Annotated in this window: 16 protein-coding genes; 5 read left to right on the forward strand and 11 right to left on the reverse strand. The window is 61.9% G+C overall.

The window, feature by feature from the left end; genetic code table 11:
• Window positions 1–57: 57 nt before the first annotated feature.
• From clpX to AACP62_RS04100, 10 genes are all read right to left on the reverse strand, one after another.
• Entirely contained in the window at window positions 58–1,371 is a 1,314-nt protein-coding gene (gene clpX / locus AACP62_RS04055) for an ATP-dependent Clp protease ATP-binding subunit ClpX (RefSeq protein ID WP_339346576.1), read from the reverse strand.
• Window positions 1,372–1,515: 144 nt separating this feature from the next.
• Window positions 1,516–2,184 (reverse strand): ATP-dependent Clp protease proteolytic subunit, encoded by a 669-nt coding sequence (locus tag AACP62_RS04060; RefSeq protein WP_045935285.1) that lies wholly within the window; start codon window positions 2,182–2,184, stop codon window positions 1,516–1,518.
• A 9-nt stretch (window positions 2,185–2,193) separates the two neighbouring features.
• Entirely contained in the window at window positions 2,194–2,781 is a 588-nt protein-coding gene (locus AACP62_RS04065; RefSeq protein WP_029678947.1) for an ATP-dependent Clp protease proteolytic subunit, read from the reverse strand.
• A gap of 179 nt (window positions 2,782–2,960) precedes the next feature.
• Window positions 2,961–4,337, reverse strand: a complete 1,377-nt coding sequence (tig, locus tag AACP62_RS04070; protein ID WP_339346579.1) for a trigger factor — start codon at window positions 4,335–4,337, stop codon at window positions 2,961–2,963.
• 49 nt (window positions 4,338–4,386) lie between these two features.
• Window positions 4,387–5,673: an HRDC domain-containing protein gene (locus AACP62_RS04075; RefSeq protein WP_339346580.1), complete on the reverse strand. Its 1,287-nt coding sequence runs from the start codon at window positions 5,671–5,673 to the stop codon at window positions 4,387–4,389.
• Window positions 5,674–6,088: 415 nt separating this feature from the next.
• The gene (pflA, locus tag AACP62_RS04080) at window positions 6,089–6,970 is read right to left on the reverse strand and encodes a pyruvate formate-lyase-activating protein (protein WP_015021700.1); all 882 of its coding nucleotides are present in this window, start codon (window positions 6,968–6,970) and stop codon (window positions 6,089–6,091) included.
• A 98-nt stretch (window positions 6,971–7,068) separates the two neighbouring features.
• The gene (gene pflB / locus AACP62_RS04085; RefSeq protein ID WP_339346587.1) at window positions 7,069–9,444 is read right to left on the reverse strand and encodes a formate C-acetyltransferase; all 2,376 of its coding nucleotides are present in this window, start codon (window positions 9,442–9,444) and stop codon (window positions 7,069–7,071) included.
• A 242-nt stretch (window positions 9,445–9,686) separates the two neighbouring features.
• A complete protein-coding gene (locus AACP62_RS04090) occupies window positions 9,687–9,923 on the reverse strand; it encodes a hypothetical protein (protein ID WP_029678951.1) in 237 nt (78 codons plus the stop codon).
• Window positions 9,924–9,928: 5 nt separating this feature from the next.
• Window positions 9,929–11,608 (reverse strand): NAD+ synthase, encoded by a 1,680-nt coding sequence (locus AACP62_RS04095; protein WP_425332905.1) that lies wholly within the window; start codon window positions 11,606–11,608, stop codon window positions 9,929–9,931.
• 87 nt (window positions 11,609–11,695) lie between these two features.
• Window positions 11,696–13,390, reverse strand: coding sequence for an MFS transporter (locus tag AACP62_RS04100; RefSeq protein WP_339346591.1), 1,695 nt, complete (start codon window positions 13,388–13,390; stop codon window positions 11,696–11,698).
• A 207-nt stretch (window positions 13,391–13,597) separates the two neighbouring features.
• On the opposite strand from AACP62_RS04100, the gene AACP62_RS04105 reads away from it, so the two are divergent.
• The 5 genes from AACP62_RS04105 to AACP62_RS04125 are packed head-to-tail and all read left to right on the forward strand — an operon-like array spanning window position 13,598 to window position 16,748.
• Entirely contained in the window at window positions 13,598–14,305 is a 708-nt protein-coding gene (locus AACP62_RS04105; protein WP_198206477.1) for a TetR/AcrR family transcriptional regulator, read from the forward strand.
• Window positions 14,296–14,667: a YccF domain-containing protein gene (locus AACP62_RS04110; RefSeq protein ID WP_198206476.1), complete on the forward strand. Its 372-nt coding sequence runs from the start codon at window positions 14,296–14,298 to the stop codon at window positions 14,665–14,667. The genes AACP62_RS04105 and AACP62_RS04110 overlap by 10 nt, the downstream gene beginning before the upstream one ends.
• 13 nt (window positions 14,668–14,680) lie before the next feature.
• The gene (locus AACP62_RS04115) at window positions 14,681–15,220 is read left to right on the forward strand and encodes a peptidylprolyl isomerase (protein ID WP_198206474.1); all 540 of its coding nucleotides are present in this window, start codon (window positions 14,681–14,683) and stop codon (window positions 15,218–15,220) included.
• Between the two features lie 12 nt (window positions 15,221–15,232).
• Window positions 15,233–15,724, forward strand: a complete 492-nt coding sequence (locus tag AACP62_RS04120) for a very short patch repair endonuclease (RefSeq protein WP_339346596.1) — start codon at window positions 15,233–15,235, stop codon at window positions 15,722–15,724.
• On the forward strand, window positions 15,690–16,748 hold the full coding sequence (locus tag AACP62_RS04125; RefSeq protein ID WP_339346598.1) for a Gfo/Idh/MocA family protein: 1,059 nt from the start codon (window positions 15,690–15,692) through the stop codon (window positions 16,746–16,748). Before AACP62_RS04120 ends, AACP62_RS04125 begins: the two co-directional genes overlap by 35 nt.
• 34 nt (window positions 16,749–16,782) lie before the next feature.
• Here AACP62_RS04125 and AACP62_RS04130 read toward each other — a convergent pair whose 3' ends face one another.
• The gene (locus tag AACP62_RS04130; RefSeq protein ID WP_198179255.1) at window positions 16,783–17,361 is read right to left on the reverse strand and encodes a haloacid dehalogenase-like hydrolase; all 579 of its coding nucleotides are present in this window, start codon (window positions 17,359–17,361) and stop codon (window positions 16,783–16,785) included.
• Window positions 17,362–17,436: the final 75 nt, after the last annotated feature.

Below are 17,436 nucleotides of genomic sequence, written 5' to 3' on the forward strand. Positions count from 1 at the left end.
CGGCAACAATGAACATCCTATCGGGCCCGGCCAACAGCAGAGCTCATCGTGGCGGGGTCAGGCCAAACGACGACCAGCAGCTGCGGCCACGCCCTGACCGGTCTCATAGTGGGGCGATCCCGTCCCGTCCACGGCATCGGCATCCACCACAACACGGGAGACGTCCGTCCTATCGGGCAGTTCGAACATGGTTGCCTCAAGGGTGTGCTCAATGATTCCCCGCAATCCTCGGGCGCCCACCTTGCGCTCCAGGGCGATGGCAGCAACCCGATCCAAGGCGGCATCGGTGAAGACCAGATCGGCCCCGTCATCCAGGAACATGCGCCGGTACTGGTCGACCAGGGCATTGTCCGGTTCGGTCAGCACCCGCCGAAGCTCATCGGCGCCCAGCGGCTCCAGGGTGGATATGACCGGCAAGCGCCCCACGAACTCGGGAAGCAAGCCAAACTGTTCCAGATCCTCGGCCCTGACCTGACTCATGACCCGATCGTCGGGCACCCTATCACTCCCCTGGGTAGCCGAGAATCCGCTCTCTCGCAGACCCAGCCGTCGACGGACAATTTCCTCAAGACCGACGAAGGCGCCGCCGCAGATGAAGAGGATGTTGGCCGTGTCCATGACGACCGTGCGGACATCCCCGTGCCGCCGCGAACCCTGTACCGGCACGCGGGCCTGGGTGCCCTCGATGATCTTGAGCAGGGCCTGCTGGACCCCCTCGCCGGACACGTCACGCGTGATGGAGGTATTCTCGCCAGACTTTCTGGCGATCTTGTCGATCTCGTCGATGTAGATAATCCCCCGCTGTGCCAAGTCCATGTTGCCACCTGCAGCCTGGAGCAGCCCCTGCAGGACTGACTCCACGTCCTCGCCCACATACCCGGCCTCGGTCAGGCTGGTGGCGTCCACAATGACGAAGGGGACGTTCATGATGGTGGCCAGCGTCCGTGCCAGGTAGGTCTTGCCCACGCCGGTGGGACCCATGAGCAGGATGTTGGACTTGTCCACCTGGACGCGTGGTGTCGCGTCCTTGCGATCAAACGCGATGTCAGCAACATGGCCACGGTCGCCCAAGTCCATATTGACGCGCTTGTAGTGGTTGTAGACAGCCACCGACAGGGTGCGCTTGGCGGCCTCCTGGCCGATGACGTACCGGTTCAGATAGGCGAATATCTTCGAGGGGGCAGGCAGGCTCACCCGCTGGTCGGCGGCATCCTTGGCCATGTCCTCCTGGATGATCTGGGCGCAGAGACGTATGCATTCGTCGCAGATGGCGCAGGAAGGCCCCTTGACCAGACGACGCACCTGGTGCTCATCCTTGCCGCAGAACTCGCAGCGATTCAGTCCGTCATTGTAGCTGACCACACGGCCCATGGCTCTCCCTTCCTGGAGAATCCGCGAGGATCGCCGAAATCAAATTCTGACTGGCATCGGCCATGATGCCAAAACGTCCGGAGGCCGTAGGCCCCAGGGGCCCACCGCCATCCGGACGATCAATCATGCGCGCAGCCACCGGAGCTAATTGCGGTGATCCAGGACCTCGTCCACCATCCCGTAATCCTTGGCCTGCTGGGCGGTCAGAATGGTGTCCACTTCGATGTCCTTGCGGATCTTCTCCACATCCTGGCCGGTGTGCTTGGCCAGGGTCTCCTCCAGCCAGGTGCGCATGCGCAGCATCTCCTTGGCCTGGATCTCAATCTCGGTGGCCTTGCCGAAGTCCTGCTCCATGGCCGGCTGGTGAATGAGCACACGGGCGTTGGGCAGGATCAGACGCTTGCCCTTGGTCCCGGCGGCCAGAAGAACGGCGGCAGCCGAGGCAGCCTGGCCCAGGCAGACGGTCTGCACATCGGGCTTGATGTACTGCATGGTGTCATAGATGGCGGTCATGGCCGTCATGGATCCCCCCGGCGAGTTGATGTAGATGATCACGTCGCGGTTGGGATCCTGGCTCTCCAGAACCAGGAGCTGGGCCATGATGTCGTCCGAGGACGTGTCATCCACCTGGACGCCCATGAAGATGATCCTGTCGTCGAAGAGCCTGGTGTATGGGTCCTGGCGCTTGTAGCCGTAGGGGGTGCGCTCCTCGAACTGCGGCAGCACATAACGGTCGGTGGGCATGGCGGCCAGGCCACGAGGGCCAGCCAATCGACGGGCCCGTGCTACGAATTGCGCTTCTTCAGATGCCATGTGGAGTGCTCACTTCCCTTGATCCGCGGTCATAGTGCCGTGGGTGGTCACGATCCGGTCGACAAAGCCGTACTCCAGGGCCTGCTGGGCCGTGAACCAGTGATCGTATTCGTTGTCCCGGTAGATTTCTTCCAGGGTGTGGCCGGTCTGCTCGGCCGTCAGCTGGGAGAGCGTGCGCTTCATGTCCATGATCAGCTCGGCGTTGATCCTGACATCGGTAGCCGTGCCTCCGACGCCACCCGAGGGCTGATGCATGAGCACCCGTGCATGGGAGGTGACGAAGCGCTTGCCCTTGGCTCCGCTGGAGAGCAGGAACTGGCCCATTGAGGCAGCCATCCCGACCGCGACCGTGGCCACGTCGGGCTCGATCAGCTGCATGGTGTCATAGATGGCCATGCCCGCCGTAATGGAGCCACCAGGCGAATTGATGTAGAGCCAGATATCCTTCTTGGGATCCTCGGCCGCCAGCATCAGCATCTGTGCGCAGATGACGTTGGCGTTGGCGTCCTTGACCTCGTCCCCCAGCCAGATGATCCTGTCCTTGAGCAGTCGGTTGAAGATGGGATCGGTCGGCGTAGGGGCCTCCCCCTCCTCCATCACGGGACTGGTTGCCAATGAGTTGTTCACCCTGTCTCCTTCGATAAACGTATCTGTATTGAGAGTAGCCCCCACAATCGACGCGGCCACGGTCTTTCCGCTCTTTGCGCAACCGCTACGACAGAGCCGCACCCAGGCTGTTTCGCCATTGGGTGCGGCCCTGTCTGCTGCTTTGGAAGCTACTCCTGATCCTGGGAGAGCTGGTCGGCCACTTCAGCTGCGGCGGAAGCAGCCTGGACGCTTTCGTCCTGCTCCTCCTGGGCCTGGGGCTCATCCTCACCCAGGAAGCGGCTCAGGTCCACCTCCTGGCCATCGGGATCCTTGAAGGTGACGGCCCGCATGCCGGCCAGCATACCCTTGGAGCGGCCGACCTCCTGCACGGCCGAACCCAGCTGGCCGTTGCGGACGATGCCGTTGATGAAGGCGCTGGGATCCATGCCGTACTGCTGGGCGATGGAGGCCAGGAAGTTGGTCACGTCGGCCTGGCTGACCGTGATGCCCAGCTTCTCGGCCAGGGCGTCCAGGGTCATCTGGTCGCGCAGTTCCTTCTCCACGGTCTGCTCGGCCTCGGCCTTCTCGTCTTTGCTGGCCTTGTCGGGATCCTTGCCGGTGTTCTTGAGCTGATCGGTCACCATGGACTGCTTGATGCCCTTGGGCACCGGGATGTCCAGGCCGTCCTGGAGCTTGGCAATGAAGGCGTCGCGGGCGTCAGTGGCCTGCCGACCCTCGGCATCCACCTGGCACTGCTTGCGTACATCCTCGCGCAGCTCCTTCAGGGTCTCGAACTCCGAGGCCTCCTTGGCGAACTCGTCGTCCAGGTCGGGCAGCTCCTCGGCCTTGACCGAGTTGACCTTGACCTTGATCTGGGCCTTCTCGCCCTGATGCTCACCGGCCTCCAGGGTGCCCTCGAAAGTGGTCTCTTCCCCGGCGGACAGCCCGTCCAGGGCCTCGTCCAGCCCGTCCAGCATGGTGTTGGAGCCCAGCTCGTAGCTGACCCCCTGCTGGGAGTCCACGGACTCGCCGTCAATGACGGCATCCAGGTCGATGTTGGCATAGTCACCCTTGGTGGCGGGGCGATCCACGCTGACCAGGGTGCCGAAGCGCTGACGCAGGTTGTCCAGACGCTTGTCCACGTCCTCGTCGGTGACGGCGGGCTTGGGGACCTCAATCTCCATGCCCTCGATGTCGGGCAGGTCGAACTTGGGACGAATCTCCACCTCTGCGGTGAACTTGAGCTTGGTGTCGTCCTTGGCCGAGGAAGGAATGTCCTTGACATCGATCTGCGGCTGTGCCATGGCGTGCAGCTGCTTCTCCTCCAGGGCCTTGGAGTAGAGCTCGGGCACGCCGGCGTTGACGGCCTCGCCCGCCACGCTGGCAAAGCCCACGCGCTGATCGATGATGGGTCCGGGCACATGGCCCTTTCGGAAGCCGGGGATGGTCACCTGCTTGCCGATCTCCTTACGGGCCTGATCCAGGTAGGGGTTCAGCTCATCGGGATCGACGGTGATGGTGAGCCTGACCTTGGTGGGCTCGAGGTTTCTGACGCTGATTTTCACGCTGCGCTCCAATTCATCCAAACCGTTTGATCTGCCAGTAAGGCAACCGTTACATAATAGCGCGAGTCAGGGACTCTGACAGGAGCGAAACCTGCCAGGGGCGGGCGCCCTCCTGACGCAGGAAGTCGGCCACATCCCGCTTCTCCGGTTCGTCGGTCCAGCAGAGGTTGCGCAGGTAGCGGGGCTTGATCAGAATCTCGTCGGGGGTGTTGGTCCGGCGTCCCACCTCAGTCACCGCCTTGCGCGCTGCCTCCAGCCTGGCATATCGGTCCGGGTGGCGGTGCCGCCAGACCTGCATGGACTTGGGGGCGTTGGTCTCCTCACACCGCGGCTTGGGAGGCACCGGCAGTTCTTCGGTGGGCAGACTCAGCGCTTCCAGGATGGCCTGTTTCCAGACCGAGGGCCTGACCCGGCGCTGGATGGGCGCATAGCGCTCGAACATCCGGTCCTGCTCGCCGCCGGTGTGGATCCTGACCCGCTCATTCAAGGATCGGATGGAGCGGAATTGGGCGTTGTTGTGCGGCTTGAGTCTGCCGGCCTCGATGATGGCCTTGTCAGGCAGGAGGAGCGTCGGAGCAATGTCATTGCGTCTGGCCAGCTTGTCACGGGTGGTCCACAGGGAACGGGCCACAGCCAGGCCTCGACGGTCATTGCGCAGGGCGTTGATATGCGAGATATGCCGCCAGGGCTGCTCAGGCTCCTGCTTGGGGATTTTGCCCTGCTGCAGCAACCAGGCGAATTCCTGCCTTGCCCATTCATCCTTGCCGTGATGGCGCAGATCATCCAGCTCGCACGACCGCACCCGATCCAGCAACTCCACGTCCAAGGCGGCATAATTGCGCCAATCACGGGGCAGCGGGCGGTAGGACCAGTCTGCAGCAGAATGCTCCTTGGCCAGCGTCAGCCCCAGGTAGTGCGCAGTCACTGCAGACAGGCCGTAATGACCCAGGTTGAGCATCCTGGCCGCCAGCTCGGTGTCGAAGAGCGATGAGGGCCTCATGCCCAATGCATGGAAGCCGGGCAGATCCTGAGGGGAGTCGTGGATAATCCACTGGGCTCCATCAACAGCCTTATTGAATTCCGACCAGTCACAGCCCGCCTGCCTCAGAGCCGGTGGGTCCAGCAGGAATATCCCCGCCCCCTGGCGCTTGAACTGGACCAGGTAGTCGTCGTGGCCATAGCGAAAGCCAGAGGCGCGTTCAGCATCAGCAGCCAGCGCACCGCTCCCCTGGGACAGTAACCGGCAGGCCCGGCGGTATCCGGCCATATCGTCGATGACCGACGGCACACCCTGGGCGGGCTCTGAAAGCAGCTGCGTCTTAGGTTCCGTGGTCACCTGCGCTCAACCTCTTTTTTAGTTTGTCTTCCAAAACTCCACCGGACCTACCGGCCCGGAAAACACACGCCTGAAAGCATAGTCCATGGTCTCAACCCACCGACGATTTCTCACTGTGAATGCCATGCCGGGAATTTATCGATTTTTCAGTGTCGGTCATCCATTGAATCCGTCACCCATTGAATCTGCCAATCATTAAATCTGCCAATCATTGAACCTGCCAATCATTAGGCCGGTCATTCGGCGTGCCATTCATCTGATGATTCTGCCATTCAGTGAGTCGGTCACTTGCTGATTGGCCGGCTGGCCTGCGCCCGAGCAAAAAAACTCCCCACGACATCTGCCGTGGGGAGTCACAAGAGAATTATTCGGGTTTCTCCTGGATCCGCCCTGGAACCAAATTGGGTTCCACGCCTCAGTAGACCACGAAGCCGTGGGCCTCCAGCTGCTTCTTGACCCGATCCTTCAGGGCCGCAGAGGGGCCTTTGGCATCCTCCAGCGGGTAGGGGATGCGCAGCTCATGCCACTTGGGCCGTCCAAGCTGATGGAAGGGAAGCACATCAATGTGCTCGATGGCATCCTTGAACTGTTCGCACACCCGAGCCACATTCTCGACGTTCTCCTCGGAGTCGGTCAGCCCTGGCACCAGCACAAAGCGAACCCAGATCTTGCTGCCACGGGCTGCCAGACGCTTGCCGAATTCGATTGTGGGGGCCAGCGTGCCGCCGGTCACCTTTTTGTAGGTGGCCTCGTCGCCGGACTTGACATCCAGCAGGCACAGGTCGATATCGTCAATCATGGCATCGGTGTAATTGCGATTGAGGAAGCCCGAGGTGTCCAGGCAGGTGTGGACGCCCATCTCCTTGGCAGCGCGAAAGACGCGTGAGACAAAGGCTGCCTGCATCATGGACTCGCCGCCGCTGAAGGTGATTCCTCCGCCCGTGCTCTTGAAGAGGTCCTGGTAGCGGGCCACCTTGTCGATCATGGCCTGCAGATATACGGGCTGGCCATCGCGCATCTTCCAGGTGTCGGGGTTCTGGCAGTACTGGCAACGCAGGGGGCATCCGCTCATGAAGACGGTCATCCTTGTGCCCGGCCCGTCCACTGAAGTGTTAATGTCCCAGGAGTGAACAAATCCGATGTCGCCCGTGCGTAGGGCATTCATACGGTCGTGCCGGTCCAGTCCAATGGGCGATTCGAACCCCGAAAGGCCGCCCATCAGGGTCTGGCTCTGGTAGACCTTGGATTCCTTGAGCATGTGCGGCTGTGTGGTATGGAAGGTGGTGGTCTCCGTCATCGGATCCTCCTGAAAAAGACGAAAAGGGGGCAGGGCCTTGGTGCGCCCCGCCCCATGATTCACCGTCTCATCAACGGTTGACTATCGCACGAGGGCGATCAGTCGGTCACCGCGCCCTGGTGGAAGGTGCGGGAGATCACGTCGAGCTGCTGCTCGCGGGTCAGCTTGACGAAGTTGACGGCGTAGCCCGAGACGCGCACGGTCAGGTGCGGGTACTTCTCGGGGTGCTCGACGGCATCCTCCAACTGCTCCTTGCGCAGGACGTTGATGTTGGCGTGGTAGAGCCCGTGGCCGTTGCCGGCGTCCAGGATACCCACCAGGTTGTTGATGCGCTCATCCTCGTCGCGGCCCAGGCCGTCGGGGGTGATCGTGTTGGTCAGCGAGATGCCGTCCAGGGCATCGTTGTAGTCGATCTTACCCACGGAGAACATGGAGGGCAGCATGCCGTGCGAATCCATGCCGTTCTCGGGGTTGGCGCCGGGAGCGTACGGGGTGCCCTTTTTGTGGCCGGAGGGGAAGGACCCGGTGTTCTTGCCATACTCCACGTTGGAGGTGATGGTCAGAATGGACTGGGTCGGCACAGCGCCGCGGTAGACAGGCAGGCGCTTGATCTGGCCCATGACGGTGGACACGGTCCACTTGGCCAGATCGTCGGCGCGATCATCGTCGTTGCCGTAGATCGGGAACTCGCCAACGGTCTTGTAGTTGACGATCAGGTCGTCGTCAGCGCCCTCGACATACTCAGGGGTGCCCTTGGCATCCTTGTTGTAGATCGGGTAGACCTTGGCGTACTTGATAGCCGACAGGGAGTCAGCGGCGATGGACAGGCCGGACATGCCGCAACCCAGGGTGCGGTAGACCTCCTTGTCGTGCAGGGCCATCTCAATGGACTCGTAGTCGTACTTATCGTGCATGTAGTGGATGATGTTCAGAGCCTCGACGTAGGTCTCGCTCAGCCACTGCAGGGCCTTCTCGTAGTTGTCCTTGACCTCCTGGAAGTCCAGAGAACCGTCTTCCTTGGGGGTGACAGGCTTGATTACGTCCTTGTCGATGACCTGCATGCCGGTCATCTCGTCACGGCCGCCGTTCATGGCGTAGAGCAGGGCCTTGGCGGAGTTGACACGGGCGCCGAAGAACTGCATCTGCTTGCCGACCCTCATGGGGGACACGCAGCATGCGATGGCGGCGTCATCGCCCCAGTGGGCGCGAATGTCCTTGTCGGACTCGTACTGGATGGCGGAGGTGTCGATGGAGATACGGGCGCAGAAGCGCTTGTAGCCCTCAGGCAGCTTCGGATCCCAGAAGATGGTGATGTTGGGCTCTGGGCCGGGTCCAAGGTGCTCCAGGGTCAGGGTTGCCAGCAGACGGAAGGAGGTCTTGGTGACCATGGGCCTGCCGTCGTCGCCGAAACCGGCGTCGGACCAGGTGGCCCAGTAGGGGTCGCCCGAGAAGATGTTGTCGTAGTCCTTGGTCCGCAGGAAGCGCACGATGCGCAGCTTCATCACGATGTTGTCGATGATTTCCTGGGCATCGGTCTCGTCGATCAGGCCAGCGGCCAGATCACGCTCGAAGTAGACGTCGAAGAAAGCGGACAGGCGGCCGATGGACATGGCGGCGCCGTCCTGGCTCTTGACCGAGGCCAGGTAGGCCATATAGGTCCACTGGACAGCTTCCTTGGCATTCATGGCAGGACGGCTCAGATCCAGGCCGTACTCCTTGCCCAGAGTTAGCAGCTGCTTCAGAGCCTTGATCTGCTCGGCGTGCTCCTCGCGGAAGCGAATCCAGTGCTCGATCTCTTCCTCGGTGAAGTCGTTGCGGTAAGGAATCGAATCCTTGTCGGCCTTCTTGCGGGCAATCAGTTCGTCGATGCCGTACAGGGCCACACGACGGTAGTCGCCAATGATACGGCCACGGCCGTAGGCATCGGGCAGACCAGTCAGAATCTTGTTGTGGCGAGCCAGCTTGATCCTCTTGGTGTAGACGTCGAAGACGCCATCGTTGTGGGTCTTGCGATACCGGGTGAAGATCTTCTTGACCTCGGGGTCGGGCTCCTTGCCGGCCTCCTTGAGGGCCTGCTCAACCATGCGCCAGCCGCCGTAGGGCATCATCGCACGCTTGCAGGGAACGTCGGTCTGCATGCCGACAATCACGTCGTCTTGGGTCTCGCCGGCAGGCTTGCCGTCGATGTATCCGGCCGGGAAGGCATCAATGCCCGCCGGGGTGTGGGTGTCCACGTCGTAGACGCGCTGCTTGCGCTCTACGGCAAGGAAATTGTCATCCAGGTAGTTCCACAGGAACTTGGTCTTCTCCGTAGCCGGTGCCAGGAAGGATTCATCACCAGTGTACGGAGTGTAGTTCTTTTGAATGAAGTCGCGAACGTCGATGTCTTTCTTCCAGTCCTCGCCCTTGAAGCCCTTCCAAGCCTTGGCTTGCAGCTCTGCGGGAGAGACGGTATTGGTCTCAACTGCTGTCATAGTCAACTCCTTGTTGATATGGTCAATGGCGCTTCCTCACACCACTGTCACTTTCAAGTATACGGTGCGCATTACCACGGGAAACAGAATCGCGACGTGAGCTATATCACACTGCAAACAGACTCGCAATGGGCGCCACGCCCATATCTTGAGAGCGCGCCCGGCACACCGTCTGAATACCGATCCGTTCTGATTGAACGGCCAACTGGTCGCCAGCGCTGATTGCCGATTCAGCGCGAGCTTCATCTGTCAGCTGATGACTGTCCCTGCCCAGGATCTCCCTCCCAGGCCTGCCGCCAACGACGGTCTTCTTCATCCCATTCCTTGTTCCTGCGCTTGGCAATCTTCCAGGCATCAAGGGCCTCCTGCCTGCTACGGTAGGGGCCCATCCGCCTGTCCTGGGGAGACAGCTTGCCCTGCTCGGGTCTGCCGGTGACGGTGTTGAAGTACCAGGCCGTCCGCTCCTGTTCGGAACCCATAGCGATCACTCCCTGAAGGCGTTGGTGACTGGCAGCCGGCGATCCCGGCCGAAGGCCAGGGAGGTGACCTTGGGCCCCAACGGATACTGACGCCGCTTCCACTCGGCCCTATCCACCAGCCGCATGACCGTGTCGACCGTGTCGGGATCGAAACCGTCGTCCAGGAGGTCGGCCCGACCGTGGGCATGCTCGATGTATGCCTCAAGGACCTTGTCGAGCAGGCTGTAGTCTGGCAGAGAATCGGAGTCCTTCTGCCCTTCACGGAGCTCGGCCGAGGGTGGCTTGACAATGGAATTGACCGGGATGGGCTCACGTTCACCCCGTGCCTGGGCCTGGGCATTGCGCCAGCGGGCCAGTTGCCAGACCCGGGTCTTAAGCAGATCCTTGATGGGCGCATAGCCACCGACTGCATCGCCATAGATAGTTGAATAACCGCAGGCCAGCTCGGACTTGTTGCCTGTGGCCAGGGCCAGAAGCCCCTCGGCATTGGCGTAGGCCATAACGATGACGCCGCGGATTCGGGCCTGCAGATTCTCTTCAGCCACCCCTTCCAGATGCAACTGCCCTTGGAAGGCGTCGAATTCGGGGCCTATGGCTTGCACCACATAACGCACGCCCAGACGCTGGGCCAGATCGGCGGCATCGTCCCGGGAGCCCTCCGAGGAGTAGCGACTGGGCATGGAGATCCCGCGCACATGCTCCCCTCCGCAGGCATCGGCAGCCATGGTCGCCACCAGGGCCGAGTCGATCCCGCCTGAGAGCCCCAGGCAGACGCCGGTGAAATGATTCTTGGCCATATAGTCCTTTAGACCCAGCACACAGGCCCGATAGACCTCCTCATCCCCAGGCATCTCTTCCGCCATGCAGGACTGGCTGGGCAGTGGGCGCTCCCCCCGTGCAGGCAGGGTCCAAGTGGACAGATCTTGGACAAACCTTGGCGAGCGCTCCAGCAGCGTGCCATCCTGGTCCACCACAAAACTGCCTCCGTCAAAGACCAGATCGTCTTGACCGCCTACCTGGTTCAGATAGAGCAGAGGCGCGCCGACCTGCTTGGCCCGACGAGTCGCCAGCTCGTAACGGACGTGCCCCTTGCCCTCCTCGAAGGGAGAGCCATTGATAGTCACCAGGAGGTCGATGTCCCGGCCAGCCAGGTCGCTGATGGGATCACCTTCCTGCCAGATGTCCTCGCAGATGGCCAGCCCTATCCGGTGCCCCTGCACCTCCAGGACGACGGTCCTATCCCCCGGGGTGAAAATCCTGTACTCATCGAAGACCCCGTAGTTGGGCAGGAAGTGCTTGTCGTAGCCGGCCTCGACCCGACCCTGGTGCAGGACCACCAGCCGGTTGCGGGGCCTGTCCTGATCCGTGTCGGTGCCGACGGTTCCCACGATCACATAGAGATGGCCCAGACCCTGCTCCTCCAGCTCCCCGGCCAGACGGTCGGCCCGAGACCAGGCGGCCCGACGGAAGCTGGCACGAAATGCCAGATCCTCAATCGGGTAACCGGTCAGACTCATCTCCGGGAAGACGACCAGCGTGGCCCCCTGCTCAGCTGCCTTTCGGGAGTAGTCCATAATAATGTCGGCGTTGCCGTCAAGATCGCCCACACAGGTGTCGATCTGAGCCAGAGCCACCAGCAGATCGCCATCCCGCCGCGGCTGTTCCTCTTGTATGCGCATACCCATGATTCTAAACCGTGTCAGGGCCGGCCCACGGGCAGACAGACAGTCCCGAGTGTGGACCGATACAGAGAAGACGGGATTACGGATGCCTCAGACCTTATCGGCACCAGCCTTACGGGCGGCCCGGCGTACCAGCACAGAGGCGACCAGCCCCAGGAGGAGCAAAAGAACCGCGAAGCCCATAGCCCACTGGGCGCCTTGGGTGAACCCATCGGTCAGGGCATTGGTCACCTGAGGACCCAAGGCTCCCAACCGGCCCCGAGTACCTTGAGCGCGCAGACCAACGATGGCATTTCCTGCAGAGGACTGAACCGATCTGACCAGGCCATCGGCCATCTGCGCCGAGATTCCCTTGAGGGCCGTCAGATGTCTTGGCAGCACCAGGCTCAGAGCCAGTGAGAGGGCGGAACCGGAAACTGCGGCGCCCAGGGCGGTCCCCCACTGGCGGATGGTGGACTGGGTGGCCGAAGCCTGGCCGGACTGGGAAACCGGAACACCGGAGAGCACCAGGCTGGTCAGCTGTGCCGAGGCAAAGCCCAGACCGGCGCCGTAGATAATCAGAGTCAGGGTCATGGGCCAGACCGGCACCGATCCACGCATGAGCAGAACGGACAGGGCCACACCGACGATCTCCATCAGCAGACCCGTCTGCACCGTGCCGCCGGCCCCCAGACGGGTTGAGACCACACGGGCCAGGCCGCCCGAAACGACCGACCCCAAGGCCATGACACCCAGGATGGATCCGGCCCCCAGGGGACTCAGGCCTCTGGCGTTGATCAGGTAGAGGGGCAGGATGAACATGACCGCGAACTGACCGGCGTTGACGATGGCGGCCGTGAGGTTGCCCCAGCCGAAGGTGCCGATGGCGAACATGGACACGTCCAGGATGACCATCTTGCCCCTGCGCGCCCTGGCCAGCTCGGTCAGCGCAAAGGCGGCAAGCAGGGCCAATCCCAAGAGCAGACTGACTGGAACCGGCGACAGGGGTGCCGAGGCAGACCACCGCAATGGGCCCAGCTCAAGTGCGGCGCGGGGACGCCACCAGCCGTAGGTCTGCCCCTCAATCAGCGCAAAGACCACCAAGGCCGACCCCAGGGCCGAAAGGAGTATGCCCTTCCAGTCGGCAAGCATCCCCCACCGATCATCGGTCTTCCGAGGAGCGGACTTGGTCTCGGGCACAAAGACTGCGCTGGCCACGAGGACGATCAGCCCCAGGGGCAGATTGACCAGGAAGATCCACCGCCATCCGATGGTGCTGGTGAAGACCCCGCCCAGGAAGGGGCCGACCGCCGCCGCGGATGACATGACAGCCCCCCAGATGCCGAATGCAGTGGCCCGGTGCCGACCCCGGAAGGTGGCGGACACGGTAGACAAGGTGGAAGGCATGACCAAGGATCCACCGATTCCCTGAACAAGCCGGGCCAGAAGCAGCATTGTGCCGGATGAGGCCGATGCGGCGAAAACGGAACCGAGCACAAAGATGACCGTGCCCACCTGAAGGATCCGCTTGCGTCCGATCATGTCCCCCAGACGACCGGAAGGCAGGAGCAGGGCCGCCAGGACAATGCTGTAGAGGGCGGTCACCCACTGGGCTTGAGCCAGGTTGATATGGATGGCGGCGATGATGGAGGGTATGGAGACGTTGACGATGGACGAATCCAGCACAATCATGGCCAGACCCAGAGCCAACACCCAGAGCGCACGCCAGGGCGGTGCAGCCTCCTGAGACTCCTGGCTGCCTTTCTGACTGCCCTTCTTCACGTCTATGCTTGCCGATCCGGTCATCAGATCTCCCCTCACCCTGATCTGCGAATTTTTTGCGACTATACGTCGCGAAAACCCGCTTGGCAAGTTCACTCAGCGCGGACAAGCCGCACGCTAAAGAGGCCCTTTCGGCTTGGTTCTGCTGTAAATAGGCCATATCATATGCCCCATGACCGGCTGAACTCGATTCATCACCGCTGCACCCAGGAGGCCGGACCAAGGAGGACCATGCCCAGGATCCGCGAATCCACGCTCCAGGAACACCGAGCCAAAACCCTGGACCAGATCATGACCGCCGCCGAAGCCATCCTGCGCACCGGCGGACGCAGCCAGCTGACCATGGCCGAGGTGGCCCGACGCACCAACCTGGCCCGGAACTCCCTCTATCGCTACGCCCGGGATGCCGATCAACTCTGCGACATGGTCATGGAGCGGCACCTGCCCGACTGGGGTCAGGCCCTGGACCAGGCCCTGGGCAGAACAGACGAACCGCGCCGAACAGTCGAGGTTTGGACCCGGACCAATCTGGAGCAGGCCGGACTGCATGGACACGGCTGGCTGATGAACCTCTACGCCGAGCAGCACGACGAGCAGTTACGCCAGTCCTTGATCTACGGCAACCCCTCGAATCCCCATGAGCCCGCCCCGAAGAGCGATCGATCCACAGACCGGCAGATCCTAGCCCTTCTGGACTTCCACCGGCAGGTCAACCAGCCGCTGATCCAGGCTTGGACAGCCCTGCGACCAGCGGATCCGGCCATGGGTGTAGAGGTGACGCGGGGCATCGTCCAATCCGGCATGCGCCTGATTGATGCCCTGGACCAGGAACTTACCCTCGAACAACGGCAGAAACGACTGACCATCATCATCGAGAAGGTGACCGCCTGCGCCAAGGCCGTCACCGCCACCCTGACGGAAGGACCTACATGCGCCTGATCGGCAACATCTGCTGGCTGCTACTGGGAGGACTGGTCATCGCCCTGGCCTGGACCCTTGTTGGCATCGTGCTCTGCCTGACCGTGGTGGGCATACCCCTGGGCGTCCAGGCCCTCAAGATGGCAAGACTGACCCTGACACCATTCGGCCGACAGGTCATCTATGGAGGCGGGCTGGGTTCCTGGCTGGCCAACCTGCTCTGGATCATCCTGGGCGGCTGGTGGCTGGCTCTGGCCTATCTGGCGGCCGGACTGGTCACCATGCTGACCGTGGTGGGCATACCCTTCGGTCTGCAGGCCTTCAAGATGGCCCGCCTGGCCCTGATGCCCTTCGGATCCTCGGTGCGCGTCGCCGTCTTATGAAAGGATTGGGGACATGAGCACAGTCATCATGCATACCTCAGAAGGCGACATTCGCCTGGACCTCTTTGACGACAAGGCCCCCGAAACCGTGGCCAACTTCCTGGACCTGGCCGCCGGCCGCAAGGACTGGACCGATCCCGAGACGGGCCAGAAGCGACAGGATCCTTTCTATGACGGGCTGACCTTCCACCGGATCATCAAGGACTTCATGATCCAGGGCGGCTGCCCGCTGGGCACCGGCACAGGCGGCCCCGGCTACGAGTTCGACGATGAGATCGACCCCTCCCTGACCTTCGAGGAACCCTACAAGCTGGCCATGGCCAATGCAGGGCTGCGCCGGGACCCCGCCACCGGAAAGACCCACGGCACCAACGGATCGCAGTTCTTCATCACCACCGTGCCCACCCCTTGGTTGAACGGGCACCACACCATCTTCGGCCAGGTTGCCGATGAGGATTCCCGGAAGGTGGTCGACAAGCTGGATGCCGTGGCCACCGACTCGGGCGACCGTCCCCTTGAGCCGGTCTTCATCAACAGCATCGAAGTCCTCTGAGCCGTGCCGGGGATGGTTTCGAAAAAGACATCCAGCAGATTCCAGCCCGGCACACGCAGCTACACCATGTCCCGGATCAGGGGCACGGAAACATCAATAGAACGCCAGGTCCGGTCCTACCTCTTTTCGCGAGGTCTGCGTTTTCGCAAAAATGACAAGAGGTATCCGGGCCATCCTGATGTGGTTCTGCCCAAGTGGCGGGCCATGGTATTCGTCAACGGCTGTTTCTGGCACATGCATCAGGGCTGTGCCAAATTCTCCCTTCCCAAATCCAATGTGGAGTTTTGGACCACAAAGCTGACAAGGAACCGTCTGCGGGATCAGGAGCAGGGGGAAAAGCTGAAAGCCATGGGCTGGCGGGTCTTCACAGTCTGGGAGTGTCAGCTGGATGCCCGCCACGCCCAGGAAACCCTGCAGAAATTGTATGAGGCCATCACAGCATATGGCGATTCGAACGAAGGAGTCAAGGATGAGCAGATTGAACGGCAAACGACAAGAGGCTGAGCAGAAGGGCATGCGGGTCAACTTCGCCATTCTCGGTGCCGGACGGATAGCCAACGCCCTGGCCAAGACCGTGGTCATGATGGCCCAGGACCCGCAGTACAGCCACCTGGTGGCCCCCTACGCCGTGGCAGCCAGGGACGGGGAACGTGCAGCCGCCTTCGCCGAAAAATATGGGTTCGCACATTCCTATGGCTCCTACCAGGAGCTCCTGGATGATCCGCAAGTGGATCTGGTCTACATCGCCACGCCTCACAGCCTCCACGCCGAGCAGGCCATCGCCTGCATGAAGGCCGGAAAGAACGTGCTGGTCGAGAAGTCCTTCGCCGCCAACGCCGATCAGGCCAGGCAGGTCATGGAGACATCCGAGAACACCGGCCTACTCTGCACCGAGGCCATCTGGACCAGGTACATGCCCTCGCGCTCCATCATCGACGGCATCATCTCCTCGGGGGCAATCGGCACCGTCAGGACCGTGACCGCCAACCTGGGATATGTAACCGTGGGCAAGGCCAGGATGACCGACCCGGCCCTGGCCGGCGGCGCCCTGCTCGACGTGGGCGTCTACCCTCTCAACTTCATCGACATGGTCATGGGACCCAAGCCCATTGAACGGGTCTGCACGGATTGGGTCCGCAGCCCAGAGGGCGTGGACAGCCAGAACTTTACAGCCATTTTCTACAAGGATGGATCCGTGGGGGAAGCGACCAGCTCCATGGTTTCGGACAGCGACCGGACCGGCAGCATCTGGGGAGACCAGGGTTACCTGCAGTGCATCAATATCAACAACGTGGAGTCCATAGACCTGTACGACGGGGACCATAAATTGAGGAAGAGCTACCCCATCCCCGACCAGCTGACCGGTTATGAGTACGAGGTGGCCAGCGCCGCACAGGCCATCCTGGACGGTAAGACCGAGTGCGCCCAGATGCCCCACAAGGACACCATGCGCATCATGGAGCTCATGGACTCCCTGCGCCGCCAGTGGGGGTTGGTCTTTCCCTTCGAATCGAGAACCAGCAGATAAAAGCTGTAGATAAAAGCCACGGTGACGGCCCTGCCTATTTGATGCGGCGGACCCTGCCATGCTCGACCAGGTAGGCCCGCCGGGCAAGATCGATCATGGGCAGGTCGAAGGCCGAATCGGTGTAGAAGGCGTCGATGGCCGTCTCCCGGCCCAGGATCCGCTGAAAATGCAGGGGCTTGTCGGGTCCGAAGTTGAGGTAGCCCACAGTCAGGGACTCCAAATCCAGGGTGGAGCCGATGCAGCGGGTGATGCCCAGTCGCCGGCAGGCCTCCCCCGCCACCAGATCGAAGGAGGCGGTCACCACCACGTCGTCGGCCTGGGGGGTGTACCAATCCATGATCTTGTGCATGTTGGCATCCCAGAATTGGCTGACCAGGCGATCCATGTCAAAGCCGGGACGCGAGGTCAGTCGACGCAGGTAGCGCGAGCCCACCCGACGCATGGCCGAATCCAGCTGCTCCAGGGTGACCCGGCCCAGACGGTAGCGGACGGCATAGAAGAGGGCAACCGGCAGGTAGTGCAGCACCCGCGGATCCTTGCGGACAGTGAACAGGTAGAAGTCAAGCAGGCTCTCGCCATCGTAGATGGTGCCGTCGAAGTCCAGTACCCGCATGCCAATCCTTTCCAGGTCCCGTCACGAAAAGGGAACATCTTAGCATACCGTGGAGCAATGACGGTGATAGTCCGC

The organism is Bifidobacterium apis (assembly GCF_036986835.1).
Taxonomy (GTDB): Bacteria; Actinomycetota; Actinomycetes; order Actinomycetales; family Bifidobacteriaceae; genus Bombiscardovia; species Bombiscardovia apis_A.

Coding starts and splice junctions, on each gene's coding strand:
- clpX (WP_339346576.1), bottom strand. CDS start 1,371: ATGGGCCGTGTGGTCAGCTACAATGACGGACTGAATCGCTGCGAGTTC.
- AACP62_RS04060 (WP_045935285.1), bottom strand. CDS start 2,184: ATGGCATCTGAAGAAGCGCAATTCGTAGCACGGGCCCGTCGATTGGCT.
- AACP62_RS04065 (WP_029678947.1), bottom strand. CDS start 2,781: ATGGAGGAGGGGGAGGCCCCTACGCCGACCGATCCCATCTTCAACCGA.
- pflA (WP_015021700.1), bottom strand. CDS start 6,970: ATGACGGAGACCACCACCTTCCATACCACACAGCCGCACATGCTCAAG.
- pflB (WP_339346587.1), bottom strand. CDS start 9,444: ATGACAGCAGTTGAGACCAATACCGTCTCTCCCGCAGAGCTGCAAGCC.
- AACP62_RS04090 (WP_029678951.1), bottom strand. CDS start 9,923: ATGGGTTCCGAACAGGAGCGGACGGCCTGGTACTTCAACACCGTCACC.
- AACP62_RS04095 (WP_425332905.1), bottom strand. CDS start 11,608: ATGGGTATGCGCATACAAGAGGAACAGCCGCGGCGGGATGGCGATCTG.
- AACP62_RS04100 (WP_339346591.1), bottom strand. CDS start 13,390: ATGACCGGATCGGCAAGCATAGACGTGAAGAAGGGCAGTCAGAAAGGC.
- AACP62_RS04105 (WP_198206477.1), top strand. CDS start 13,598: ATGCCCAGGATCCGCGAATCCACGCTCCAGGAACACCGAGCCAAAACC.
- AACP62_RS04110 (WP_198206476.1), top strand. CDS start 14,296: ATGCGCCTGATCGGCAACATCTGCTGGCTGCTACTGGGAGGACTGGTC.
- AACP62_RS04115 (WP_198206474.1), top strand. CDS start 14,681: ATGAGCACAGTCATCATGCATACCTCAGAAGGCGACATTCGCCTGGAC.
- AACP62_RS04120 (WP_339346596.1), top strand. CDS start 15,233: ATGGTTTCGAAAAAGACATCCAGCAGATTCCAGCCCGGCACACGCAGC.
- AACP62_RS04125 (WP_339346598.1), top strand. CDS start 15,690: ATGAGCAGATTGAACGGCAAACGACAAGAGGCTGAGCAGAAGGGCATG.
- AACP62_RS04130 (WP_198179255.1), bottom strand. CDS start 17,361: ATGCGGGTACTGGACTTCGACGGCACCATCTACGATGGCGAGAGCCTG.